Genomic DNA, 12330 nt, shown 5'->3' on the forward strand with positions numbered 1-12330 from the left:
GCGCCGACGATTTCGCCATCGACGAAATCGTCGGGCGCGCCGTAGACGCCCGTAGCATCGCGACTCCGAGCAGACGGTGGATGTGTCTTTCTGCAAAGGCTCCCTGACTGAGCAAATCCGGATTACTTCTTTATGCCGCTGACAGCTCTGTGCCTGCGGTCTGCATGCGCGCTGCCGCCGCCAACAGGTCGGTCTGGGTGATCAGGCCAAGGATGTGCCGCTCGGCATCGACGATGACTACGGCATGGCTGCGGCCGTCGGTGAGCACGGGAAGCAAACGCATCGCCGGCGTGTCGGGAGAGGCGGTACCGGTCTTCGACATAACGCCCTTCACCGCATCGGCCTCCTTAGTCAGCTCACGCAAGCCCACGGCGCCGGCCAGCCGGCCGTCCGAATCGACCACTGGCAAGGTGCGGATGTTGTGGTCGAGAAGCTGCTTTCGCGCTTCGTCGAAGGGAGCGTTTTCCGGCACCGAGATCACGTCGCGGGACATGATGTCCCGGCACAGCAGCGTGCTGTGCGAGCGCACCATCGCCTGCAGCTCGACTTGGCAGAGAAGCCTTTCGAGGTCATCGCGGCCAATGTCGAAGGTTTCGTCCAAAGCGGCGAGTGCCGCATCGACATCCTCGGGCCGGAAGCCGACGCGTTTCGTGGGCGGCGCATCGGCGGTGCCGTGGCTGTTGGCGGCGGGTGCATGGACATGCGGATAGGTGCGCCGTGATAGCCGGTGGAAGAGCAAGCCAAGCGCCACCAAAATTGTCGAGTTCAGCGCCACCGGCACCAACGGGAACAGGAAGCCGAAGCTGAGCACGGCCGGTCCGCCAAGCACGGCCGTCAGCGCCGCGGCACCGCCCGGCGGGTGCAGGCTACGCGTGAATGACATGGCGGCGATCGCCAGCGCCACAGCGAGGCCCGACGCGATCACCGGGTCGTGCACGACAAGCGCGACCGTCACGCCGACCAATGCGGAGATCGAATTGCCGCCGATGATCGACCAGGGCTGGGCCAGCGGGCTCGACGGCACGGCAAACAGCAGCACGGCGGAGGCGCCCATCGGCGCCACCAGCAGCGCCACATGTGGGCCGCCGCCCATTGCGAGCCCGCTGATCACGCCGGTCAGCGCAATGCCGATCGTGGCGCCGATGCAGGCGAGCAGCCGCTCGCGAAGCGTCGCGCCGGCGAGGATTGGGACGAAGAGGCGAAACCCCATGCTAAGCCTTGGAACGAGTGGAAGTCTGCGCTGTCCGCAATGCCGCCGAAGCCACGGATTTGAAAGTCAAACAAATCCGAATGTTCGCGGCCAGGGAGAATATTATTGCGCGCAGCGACTTGGGCGGTCCGCCGCCCGCCTTCGAAGCAACTTGCCGCAGCCCTCCGGTCGCCTTTCCGTAGTCGGAGCCGGCCTCCTCGTTCTTGAAGGCCAGGTTCCCGCCTTGGCTGCCAATCTCTCGCGATTTCAGGCTGTGCAGTGCAGCAACGATCTTGCTGCGCGTGCGTTGTGCGCAGCATCGTGGCCATCTTAACGGCCGACCACAAGGAATACTGATTTGCGAAAAATCTCCGACACCATCACCCGCCTTGCCGCATTCCGCGCCGGGCAGGGTTTTCAGAGCAATGGCCAAGGCCGCGATCGGTTGTCGGATCTGGACGATTTCGGGTCTAATCCGGGCGCCTTGCGGGCGAGGATCCACGTGCCCGACGATTTGACTGAAGCGGCGCCTCTTGTCGTCGTGCTGCATGGCTGCACGCAGACGGCGGCCGGTTACGACCATGGTTCCGGCTGGTCGCAACTGGCCGATCAGGAAGGTTTTGCCCTGCTGTTTCCCGAGCAGCAACGCGCCAACAATCCCAACCTCTGCTTCAACTGGTTCGTGCCCGGCGATACAAAGCGGAACGGCGGAGAGGCCCTTTCCATCCGCCAGATGATTGAGGCGGTTGCCGTCGCCCATGGCCTCGACCGACGGCGCATCTTTATCACCGGCCTCTCCGCCGGAGGCGCCATGACATCGGTGATGCTGGCTTGCTACCCGGAGGTTTTTGCAGGCGGCGCGATCATCGCGGGCCTGCCGTATGGAAGCGCAAAGACAATCCCCGAAGCCTTCGACCGCATGCGCGGTCATGGCATGCCCTCGGAACGGCAATTGCAGAAAGCACTGCGCGATGCCTCGTCGCACCAAGGTCCTTGGCCTTCAATATCCGTCTGGCACGGCTCCGCCGATCAAACCGTAGCATCTTCCAACGCTGATGCGATCATCGGACAATGGCGGGCCGTTCACGGACTCGATGCACGTTCGACCCGATCAGAAATTGTGGATGGTCATTCACGACGTGTCTGGTGCAATGCCCAAGGGCAGGAGCTGATCGAGGAATATCGCATTGCCGGAATGGGCCACGGTACGCCACTTGACACGGCCGGCGACGCCGCCCTGGGCGTTGGGGGTCCGTTCATGCTGGACGTCGGTATCTCCTCTACCTGGCATATCGCGCGGTTCTGGGGAATAGCGAAGCCGTGCGTAAAGCGAGATGCGAAGATCAACCTGGCCAACAACGAGGCGCTCGCGCCCAGTTTCGCACGCGCTTTCTCGATGCCCAAGGTTGGGGTTCCCAATGTCCCTCACTCTGAGAAACGTGCAAACATCCCGCCTTCTCAGAAGCCCAACTCCGCCGCGGGGCGACGAAAAGTCATAGACGACGCCCTGCGATCGGCAGGCTTGATGCACTAGCGTCTCGCCGAAACAACACCACTTCAGGACCTCCGCACGCTCGGCAAAAATATCATTATCGGGCCAACGCTGTAGGCCTGGCGTGGATTCCGTCCCGGTTCGGCAGGGACTCGCATGGGCATGAGTCGACTTGGTGTTGGCATCGCGAGACGCGAATGTTCGCGGGCTGCGCAGTCGTCCCGTACTGAGAACGCGCTTGTCTACGTGAACACCTTGATGATGCAGTGCTGACCGAGCCGGCTTGGTCGGCGCCCATGGCGCCAGCAGACTATCGTGGGCTTACTCCATTGATTTATTCCCACACCAATCCCTACGGCGCCTTGAATGTCGATCTGGAGCCCCGGCTCATTTCGAGGTGAGCGCGGCGGCTTAACACCTCAGCTTAATGCGTTTCGCGGAGTCGATCTGTAAGCATTCCGCGACGCGCTTGGGACGCATTGACGACCGGCATTCAACTGACTATAGAGGCCCTGCCAGCTAAATCATGACTCAATTAGTCAAGAAAGCCAGCCCTGACATTTTGCGAGAACAGGCTGGCCAAGATGCAATATTGCCTCCTATCCCCGGCGCGTTTAACCCCCACTGAGGAGGTAAATCCTTCCAGGGTTGCTGAGCTGCAGGCGCAGATCCTGCAGGCGGGCTGCTGGACTGTCCCGATCACGGCACAGAAAGACGCGCTGTTCGTGATGGACGGCCATCACCGGCTGACCGTCGCCTATCGCCTGGGATTTGCGGCGGTGCCGGTGATCCTTTTGGACTATGGCACGGTTCGGGTGGAGAGCTGGCGTGCAGGCGAGATAATCACTCCCGCGTGCATTTTCGCAATGGCCCGAAGCGGCCGAAAATTTCCCTGCAAGACGACGCGGCATATTTTTGGCCAAAGCCTTCCAAGTTGCAACGTCCCGCTGGAAAGCTTGCGCCGCGTCGATCCGGTAGACCACATGCTGGCAAGCGCGCCAAGGGCGTGGTCATGACGCTGCATTGCCACAAGCCTGGCGCGGGTCTGCCCCCGGTTCTGCGGCCGTCGGCGGCTGAACTGTTGGCCCGCGATGCACAGCGTCTTGCGGTATGGGTCGCGCGACACGGCTCGCCGGTCAATCTGATCTGGCCCGATGAGCTGCAGAAGAACCTTGCGGCACTGATGGGCGTGTTGACAGAAAGCGATGTGGCGCATGCGGTCTATTACGGGGCGAAGGTCAACAAATCGCCGGGGCTGATGGAGGCGGCGCTCCGCGCCGGCGCCGGTATCGACGTCTCGAGCCTTTACGAATTGCGCGACGCCAGGCGGCTTGGCGCCGATGGCGCACGGCTTGTGGCGACAGGCCCGGCAAAGACGGCGGCATTCCATAGCGAGCTCGTTGGCTGCGGCGCTCTGATATCGGTGGACTCGCCGGAAGAGCTTGACGATCTTGTGAGCTGCTTGCCGGTGGGCCAAGTGGTCCAACCGATCCTGCTCCGCTTGCGCCCGACGGAACAGGGCATGAGCCGCTTCGGCATGCCAGCGGACGCCATACAGCATTGTCTGTCGCGCATCGCTGGTGAAGGCAGGCTGCGCTTCGACGGGTTGCATTTCCACGTAAGCGGCTATCACTGGGAATCCCGCGCGGCAGCGCTGAGGGAAGCCGCCAGCTTGATTACCGAAAGCCGGGCAAGGGGATTTGCGCCGCGCATGATCGACATCGGCGGCGGGCTGCCAGTTCAGTATGTCGATCAGCTGGCCTATCAGGCGCATCTGAAGGCACAGGTCCCCGGGGACTACCGGACCGGAAAGGTCCCGGGCTCCTTCTACCCCTATGGCGGCGCGCTTTCGGCGACTGACTGGCTGCGCCAGTTCTTGCATGCGCCGATGCCCAAAGGCCGCAGCATCGCCGGGTATTTTGCGGATGAGGGATTGGTTTTGGGACTGGAGCCGGGGCGTGCATTGGCAGATCAGACGGCCATTTCCATCTTCCGGATCTCAAGAGTGAAGGCCCTCAGTTCCGACACTTGCGTCATTTTTGTCGAAGGCAGCAGTTTTAGCGCCTGCGAAACCTGGTTCGCATCCGAATTCCTGGTCGACCCCATCCTGGTGCCCGCCACACCGCCGTCCGCCATGTCAAAACCCGTGCGGGGCTATCTGGCCGGCCACAGCTGCCTGGACGAGGATGTGGTCTGCAATCGGTGGCTTACATTTCCCGTGGCCCCGCGCGCGGGAGACCTCCTGGTTTACGCTAACACCGGCGGTTACCAGATGGACCTTCTCGAAAACGAATTCCATCGCCACCCGATGCCGAGCCGCCTGTGCGTGGTTCGGGATGCACATGGGCAGCCAGCACTCGTCCCCGACATAATTGGAGAGGCATAAATGCTCTGCACGACTACAACCCAGCTGATCGGCCAGACACCGATCATGTCGATCGCCGTGCCGAACCGCGACGCCACACTGGTGCTGAAGATCGAGAAGAACAATCCCGGCGGGTCGATGAAGGATCGTATGGCGCGCAGCATGGTGTGTGCCGCGCTCGAGGACGGGCGGCTTGCCGCCGGCGGCACGATCGTCGAATCTTCGTCCGGCAACACCGGCATAGGGCTGGCGCTGGCCGCACTGGAGTTCGGCCTGCGCTTCATCGCCGTAGTCGATCATCATGCCGCGCCAGACAAGATCCGCACGATGCGCGCTCTGGGCGCCGAAATCCGCTATGTCGAAGGCGATTTCCGAGAGGACGAAGTTGCGGTGGTCGAGCGGCAGCGCCTGGCAGCCCAGCTTGGCGCCCAACTTCCCGGCGCGCTTTTCATGAATCAATCCGACAATCCGGCAAATCCGGAAGGCTACGCCGGTTTTGTCGAAGAGCTTCTGGCGCAGCTCCCGAACGGCATCGACGCCTTTGTCGGCTGTGTCGGGACCGGCGGTTCGATGACGGGGATCGCCCAGCGCCTCAAACGCCACAATCCGGCCGTGCGCACGATCGCGGTAGAGCCGGCCGGTTCGATCGTGTTCGGGAAGCCCGGACATCCCTATTACCAGTCGGGAACCGGAACGCCGGCGGGTGATGAAGTCGGCAAGGTGCTTGACTTTGGCTGCATCGATGAGGGGGTGCAGGTCACCGACACCCAAGCGTTCGAGACAGCACGCTATATCGCCCGGCGCAAGGGCCTGCTGGTGGGTGGCTCCACCGGCGGCACCATCTACAAGGCGCTGGAGTTCATTGCCGCAGGCAAGTTGTTCGGCACGGTGGTCACGCCGGTGGCCGACGGCGGCGAAAAATATCTCGGTTCAGTTTTCGACGATGAGTGGATGGCAAAGCGCGGCTTGCTGGATCCGGCAATCGCCGACCAGTTGGATGCCTGGCTGGCCGCAAGGGCATGCGCAGCATGAAGGTGACGATCTGCGGCGCGGGCCGCACCGGGCATTTGAACGCAGTGCTCTTCAAGCTGCGTCCCGGCATTGCGGTTTCTGTCCTCACTGCCTCTGCCGCGGTTGCCGAAGGATGGGCAAGCGGCGACAATGTCTGGCAGGCACACACGCCGGACGGTAACGTCCTGAGCGCGCGGCCCGACTATGTCGGCACCGATCCAGGCAAAGCGCTGGAAGACGCGGATATGGTGGTCGTGACCCAGCCGGCCCAGACGCGGCCCGCGCTTCTACGCCAGATCGCTCCTCACCTTCCCCAGAACAAAAAGGTGTTTCTCGGCGCGATCCCCGGCTTTGGCGGTTTTGACTGGCTCGCGGCGAAGGTCCTTTCGGGCCACGACAATGTGGTGATCTGGGGTATGAAGGACGTTCCCCATACGGCCTTTGACCTGGTTCCGGGCAGGCGCGTGCGCATGGGTGGCGCCAAGGCGCAGCTCTTTGCCGCACTTCATCAGCGCGAGAGCAGCGCCGACCGCGCTGTGCTCGCCGAGATGCTCGCCCGGCTTTTCGACGCGCCCGTCGCTATGCTGCAGAATTATCTCGAAGTCACGCTGACGCCGGGCAACGCACTGATGCACCCAGCCGTGCTCTATGGCCTGATTGGCCCGGGCGCCCCTTGGCAGGACAAGCCGTTTGACGAACCCATATGCTGGTGGAGCGACTGCCCGCGCGCTGGCGCCGAGCTACTGGAGACCTGTGACGCGGAAAACCAGGCGATCCGTGGTGCGATCGAGGCGCGTCTCGGCATTGATCTAAGCACCGTAAAGCCTCTCCGGCAGGAACTGATCGAGGCTTATGGCAGCCAGATCGAGGACGACCGCACCATGTATACGCTTCTGCGCACGAACCGCGCCTATGCTGGCATTCGCGCGCCGCTCGTGCCCAATCCGCACGGGCCCGGTCTTCTCATCGATCGCGAGAGCCGCGCCTTCCACGAAGATATCGCCGTTGGTCAGGCTCTGCTCGTGGAGATGGCGGCGCGGCTGAATCTGGCTATTCCGGCCATTGCGAAAACCTATCACTGGGCGTGCCGCTTTCACGGAGGGCTAACCGAGGGTGCACCAGCCTATGTACCTGCCGACTGGCCGGAGGCTGCCTGATGGACGAGAGGACTTCTTCCGCGGCAGATGCTCAAACCCAGGCGCGCGATGTGCAGCTTTGGAAGAACGCGTCGCGCAATGCGCTCAATCGACTGGTCCGCTGCCTGTTCGCCGAGCGTCTCCTTGAACCCAACGCATTGTTGTGGACGCGGGACGGCAGGCAGGCGTGGCTCCCCATCTGGCCTTCGCGCCGCGTCCTGCATTTCACCGATCTGCGCCGTGCGCCTGCCGGAACATTGCAAAGTCTCGGGCACATCGAAGTGCTGGACGGCACCGGTGCCCGGCAGCGGCTCGATGATCCGTCCGCCCTGATAACGGAGGTCTCGCCGGCATTGGCGGTTTCGGCCGCGCCGGATGGTCTGGCGCAACTGTTGCGAGACGTGGACAACAGCATGCGCAACGACGTCCTGGCGCGTCGCCACCGGGAGGGCTGGAGCGCAGAACTGCGCCTGAAAATAGCCGCCGCAGGTGTGCCCGGCTTCCTCGCCTATCTCGAACGGAGTTTGCCGCCGCATTTGGCGGCCATGACCCTCGATCAATGGGGTGCGCTCGAAGGCCATCCCTTCTATCCGACATGGAAGGCCAAACCTGGCCTGCCGCCACAAGAGGTGACCGCGTTGTCGCCCGAATTCGGCGCCCGCGTGCGCCTGCGCATCACGGCGCTGCGCAAGGAATGGGCCTATATCGAGAAGATGCCGCATGTCGGCAGCTATTCGGAATGGTTTTCGCAAAACTTTCCCGATCTCTGGCGCGACTGGGCTGAAGGTTTGAAAGAGCGCGGAAAGTCGCCCGGGGACTGGATTCCCCTTCCAGTCCACGGGTGGCATCTGGACAATTTCGTTTGCCGAGAATTCGAGTCCGAGATTGCTTCCGGCGTTTTCGACCCGGAAGGCCCCGAGATCGTGACGCTGCCGTCCATGTCGTTCCGCACGATGCTGCCGGACACACTGGAGCCCAGACCCTTCATCAAACTGCCGGTGGCGATCTGGCTGACCAGTGAGCAGCGCACCCTCCAGGCCAAGTCGATCCATATGGGGCCCCGCCTCAGCACCCTGATTTCCGAGATTCTGGCAAAGGAGGAGGATCTCCGCGACACGCTGGAGATTTTCACCGAAGAGTTAGGTGCAATCCTGCGCCATCCCGACAGCGGTGACGAGCATCCGGGCCGGTTTCTGTCGGTGGTCTTCCGCAATACGGGCGCTCTGGCGCGCACCGACGGGCTGATGCCGGTAACCGTCGCGGCGCTCCTGACGGCAGGTCCAACGGACGATCGCCCGCTCATTTGCGAATTGATCGCGAGAAACGGCAACAAGGCCGAGGCGGATGTGGCGGCGTTTTTCCGCGCCTATGCGAGCACCGTCATCCGGCCAACCCTGGCCATGTATCTGCTATACGGGATCGCCTTTGAGGCGCATCAGCAAAACAGCCTGGTATTGTTCAATCATGCCGGCCACCCACGAAAGTTGCTGATCCGCGATTTCGGCGACGGTCGCAGTTTTGCGCCCCTGTTCGAGGAACGCGGGCACCGCCTAACCCCTTTCACCCAGAGAGGGATTTTGCCCACGACGTTCGATGAAGACATCAGCCTCGTGCGCTCGTTCGTGATCGATGCCTGCTTCGTCTGCCACCTCCATGAGATCGCCCTGTGCTTGACGGAGCATTATGGACTGGCGGGCAAGAGCCTGTGGCGCATCCTGAGGGAGGAGACCGATGAGGCATTCGACGCGCTTCGGCCGCGCGTGTCGTCCGATGAGTTCTGGCTGCGGGAACGCGCGGCCTTTCTCGAAAGTCCGTGGCCGACACGCTCGGTGCTGCGGATGCATCTGGAGCGGTATCGCGACTATCGGGTCGAACACCAACTGCCCAATCCATTAACGTAAGCCAAATGACAAACGCTTCCGCCGCCCTTCGCGGTTTCGGGCCTGTTTTCGCGCTCTTGTTCGCCCTGCAATTCGTTTCCATGGGCGCGATGGAGATGAGTGGCCCTTTCTGGCCAATCCATATCAAAACCTTGAGTCCCTCCGACAGCGTCTTCGGTCTCGCCGGAATCGGCGTCTATATCTGTCCGATGCTCGGCTTATCGCTCACCAGCGCCTTTTGGGGACGCCTGGGGGATCGCTACGGCAACCGGTTGATGATGGTTCGCGCATTAGCCGGTTTGGCGATCACGCAACTGCTCATCGCCTTTGCGCAAGATGTCTGGACGATTTTGGCCCTGCGCTTTCTGCAGGGCGCCTTTGCCGGTTACATCGCCCCGGCGCAGGCTTATGGCGTGCAGGTCACCGGGGGACGCGATCGCGCCGCCCTGTTCGCGTGGCTTCAGGTGGCGACCAATGTCGGCTCGCTAGGCGGGGCGTTTTTGGGCGGGCTGATCCTGGATGAATTGCCTTTTGCCGCCATCAATCTGACGGCCGGCGTGATCTGTGCCCTGTGCGCCGCCACCGCCTGGGCAAGTCTGCCCGTGCCGCCAAACGGGATTATTCCCGTACGGTCAGCAACGGCGAAAATTACTGCCCATGCGCCCTCGGGGAGTGCGCCGGTGCCGGGGCTTCTTGTGCTGATGGGGATGCTGCTCGCAAGCCGCATGGTGCTGCAGATTCCGTTTTCCCTGTACATGACGCAAGTTTTTGGCGCACGGCACTGGGTCACCGGCTTGAGCTACGGACTTCTGGCGCTGGGCTTTGTCGTGGGCGCGCCCTTGTGGGCGCGGCTCTTCGAGGGGCGCGCGAAATCCTACGTGCTCGGCTGGAGTGTGTTGATTTCAGCCGGTTGCCTTGCAATCACTCATCTGGCCGGGATCACCGGGTCCATAGGCTTTTTTGCAATGCTGTATTTTGTCTGGGGCGCTCTACTGGGAGGAACAACGCCGGCTCTCCTGTCGCTCATTTCCGCGGCAACGCGAAACGACCGGCAAGGTTCGGTGCTGGGTCTCGCGCAAAGCTGCCAGCAGGGCGCGTCGGTTGTCGGCATCGTGGCCGGCGTTGCGGTCACTCAGTTTATTGGTCTCGAAGCCGCGTTCCCGCTCGTCTCAATCCTCTACGCCTTATCATTCTTAGTGGCGCTCGGCATATGGCTCAAAGCGCGCCATTCACCTGACGAAGGAAGTTGATCGTGAAGAGATATCGTCCGCTGTTGCATGCCGCGATCGCGGCTCTTGCAGTGATCGTGGCTGGCCCGGCGCCGGCATTTGCCGAGGAAACGGCAATAGCGGAGGCGCAGGCGCCACTCATCGTCACCGATATTGCCGGCCGCGAGGTAAAGCTGAGTGCGCCCGTCAAGCGCATGCTTCTGGGCGAGGGCCGTCAGCTCTATCTCGTAGCGTCTCTGGAGCCCGAAGATCCGCTGGCTCGTATCGTTGCCTGGCGCAACGACCTGATCGAGGCCGATCCGGCGACTTACGCGCAATATCTCAAAGCCTTTCCCGAACTGGCAAAGCTCACCGCTTTCAAGGGTTCGGAAGACAGCCTGGTCGATATCGAGTCAGTCATCATCCAGAAGCCCGACGTGGTTCTGCTCAACCTTGAAACGATGCGGACCAATGAGGACGCCAAATTTGTCGAGAAGCTGGCGGCGCTGGACATTCCCGTTCTTTACATCGACTTCCGCCATCATCCGCTGGAAAACACAGAGCCAACCATCCGTCTCCTGGGCAAGATTATGGGGCGCGAGGCGCGCGCGGAGGAGATCATCGCGTTTCGCCACAAGGCCATGGCGCGGGTAAGGGACGTCCTGGCCGAGCACAACCCGCCGCGTCCAAAGGTCTTCATTGAGCGTATCGGTGGTTATTCCGACGATTGCTGCCTGTCATTCGGCGCCGAGAACTTCGGCAACTACGTCGAACTTGCCGGTGGTCACAATATCGGCAGCGACATCATCCCGGCGACATTCGGGCAGCTTAACCCCGAACAGGTGATCGCCGCTAACCCCGACCACGTGGTCATTACCAGCGCTGACTGGGAGGCCTATGTCCCCGGCGGTTACTGGATCCCCCTCGGTCCTGGCGCCGACCCGCAGGTGACGCGCAAAAAGCTCGAATGGTTCCCAACCCGCAACGCCTATACCGGCATTGCGGCACAAGAGACGCGAAATTTCCACGGCATCTGGCACCAGTTCTACAACAGCCCTTACGAATTCGTCGCAGTCCAGCAGCTGGCGAAGTGGTTCCACCCGAACCTGTTCGACGATCTCGACCCCGATGCAACCTTTGCCGAATATCACCGCCGATTCCTGCCCATCGATTACCAGCCCGGCTATAGCGTCAGTCTCTCCGATAGCCCGTGATGACCGATACCCGGCCCGAAACGGTTCCCGCTCGGGTACGGCGTTTGTAGAGCGCCTAGCTCAGGGACAGATTGGGTCGTCGCCAGCTTGTCGGCCTTGCCCAATATCTGGTGCGCGACCAGCAAGTCCTGCTTCTCGAAGAACCAACCAACGCGCTCGATATGCACTGGCAGTTGGAGATGCGCGGCGTGCAGCCTTGCTTATGACAGCGGGGATGCTCGTGGTGATCCCTCTGCACGACCTCAATCGCACTGAAATTCGTTGACCAGGTCACAGTTCTGTCAGGTGGACAGCTTGCATGATTCGGCCGCGCGGCCCAGCTCCCCAATTTGCCGCCACCTTCCACTTAGGGCATGCGTTGCACCCTGCTCTCAAGGCCCATTGCTGATCTCGACGTACGCGATTTGACATGCGGCGCCTCGCCCAGCGCGCTGCATCAGAAATCCGTTGTCATTGACAGCTTCACCGTAAGCGGCGCGCCCTGCGCCAGGGTGCCATAACTGGCGACACCAGCCCAGTAGTCATCGTCGAAAACATTCTCGACGGCGGCCCGGAAAGTGACCGGACGATCCTGAATCTCCGTGTGATAGCGGGCACCCAGGTCGAGTCTTGTCCAGGAAGGAATCTCCTGCGTGTTCGCCGTGTCGACATACTGCCTGCCCGTGTGAATGACGTTGGCCGCCAGTGTGAGCCCCTGCAGGAAGGGCGTGTCCCATTCCGCGCCAAGATTGAACTGGACCGACGGCACGCCGATGGGCGTGTTGCCGCGCGTTGCGGCGCTGTTTGTCTTCGTCAGCTCGCCTTTGAGCATCGTGACGCCGCCAAGCAGCCGCAC

General features: G+C 62.1%; 10 protein-coding genes. 8 read left to right on the forward strand and 2 right to left on the reverse strand.

The features are described 5' to 3' along the window. Window positions 1-130: 130 nt before the first annotated feature. A complete protein-coding gene (locus tag E5W87_RS18920; protein ID WP_292400648.1) occupies window positions 131-1210 on the reverse strand; it encodes an HPP family protein in 1080 nt (359 codons plus the stop codon). Window positions 1211-1547: 337 nt separating this feature from the next. Between E5W87_RS18920 and E5W87_RS18925 the strand changes: the two genes are divergently transcribed. From E5W87_RS18925 to E5W87_RS18960, 8 genes are all read left to right on the forward strand, one after another. Continuing rightward, a complete protein-coding gene (locus E5W87_RS18925) occupies window positions 1548-2723 on the forward strand; it encodes a PHB depolymerase family esterase (protein WP_292400651.1) in 1176 nt (391 codons plus the stop codon). Between the two features lie 542 nt (window positions 2724-3265). Beyond that, a complete protein-coding gene (locus E5W87_RS18930) occupies window positions 3266-3697 on the forward strand; it encodes a ParB N-terminal domain-containing protein (protein WP_287322522.1) in 432 nt (143 codons plus the stop codon). Next, window positions 3694-5067: a Y4yA family PLP-dependent enzyme gene (locus tag E5W87_RS18935; RefSeq protein WP_292400655.1), complete on the forward strand. Its 1374-nt coding sequence runs from the start codon at window positions 3694-3696 to the stop codon at window positions 5065-5067. The genes E5W87_RS18930 and E5W87_RS18935 overlap by 4 nt, the downstream gene beginning before the upstream one ends. After that, the gene (locus tag E5W87_RS18940) at window positions 5068-6078 is read left to right on the forward strand and encodes a cysteine synthase family protein (RefSeq protein WP_287241419.1); all 1011 of its coding nucleotides are present in this window, start codon (window positions 5068-5070) and stop codon (window positions 6076-6078) included. Further along, window positions 6075-7214, forward strand: coding sequence for an NAD/NADP octopine/nopaline dehydrogenase family protein (locus tag E5W87_RS18945; protein ID WP_292400690.1), 1140 nt, complete (start codon window positions 6075-6077; stop codon window positions 7212-7214). Before E5W87_RS18940 ends, E5W87_RS18945 begins: the two co-directional genes overlap by 4 nt. Further along, on the forward strand, window positions 7214-9094 hold the full coding sequence (locus E5W87_RS18950; protein WP_292400661.1) for an IucA/IucC family siderophore biosynthesis protein: 1881 nt from the start codon (window positions 7214-7216) through the stop codon (window positions 9092-9094). The genes E5W87_RS18945 and E5W87_RS18950 overlap by 1 nt, the downstream gene beginning before the upstream one ends. 5 nt (window positions 9095-9099) lie before the next feature. Then, the gene (locus tag E5W87_RS18955; RefSeq protein WP_292400665.1) at window positions 9100-10323 is read left to right on the forward strand and encodes an MFS transporter; all 1224 of its coding nucleotides are present in this window, start codon (window positions 9100-9102) and stop codon (window positions 10321-10323) included. Between the two features lie 2 nt (window positions 10324-10325). Beyond that, window positions 10326-11495 (forward strand): ABC transporter substrate-binding protein, encoded by a 1170-nt coding sequence (locus tag E5W87_RS18960; protein WP_292400668.1) that lies wholly within the window; start codon window positions 10326-10328, stop codon window positions 11493-11495. Window positions 11496-11931: 436 nt separating this feature from the next. Here the strand turns inward: E5W87_RS18960 and E5W87_RS18965 are convergent. Further along, window positions 11932-12330 (reverse strand): TonB-dependent receptor (locus E5W87_RS18965; protein WP_292400671.1); only part of this gene is annotated, 399 nt, incomplete at its 5' end.

This window comes from Mesorhizobium sp., assembly GCF_004962925.1.
Taxonomy (GTDB): domain Bacteria; phylum Pseudomonadota; class Alphaproteobacteria; order Rhizobiales; family Rhizobiaceae; genus Mesorhizobium.

Excerpts from the sequence above, each read along its gene's own strand:
- E5W87_RS18920 (WP_292400648.1), bottom strand. The coding sequence starts at position 1,210 with ATGGGGTTTCGCCTCTTCGTCCCAATCCTCGCCGGCGCGACGCTTCGC.
- E5W87_RS18930 (WP_287322522.1), top strand. The coding sequence starts at position 3,266 with ATGCAATATTGCCTCCTATCCCCGGCGCGTTTAACCCCCACTGAGGAG.
- E5W87_RS18935 (WP_292400655.1), top strand. The coding sequence starts at position 3,694 with ATGACGCTGCATTGCCACAAGCCTGGCGCGGGTCTGCCCCCGGTTCTG.
- E5W87_RS18940 (WP_287241419.1), top strand. The coding sequence starts at position 5,068 with ATGCTCTGCACGACTACAACCCAGCTGATCGGCCAGACACCGATCATG.
- E5W87_RS18945 (WP_292400690.1), top strand. The coding sequence starts at position 6,075 with ATGAAGGTGACGATCTGCGGCGCGGGCCGCACCGGGCATTTGAACGCA.
- E5W87_RS18950 (WP_292400661.1), top strand. The coding sequence starts at position 7,214 with ATGGACGAGAGGACTTCTTCCGCGGCAGATGCTCAAACCCAGGCGCGC.
- E5W87_RS18955 (WP_292400665.1), top strand. The coding sequence starts at position 9,100 with ATGACAAACGCTTCCGCCGCCCTTCGCGGTTTCGGGCCTGTTTTCGCG.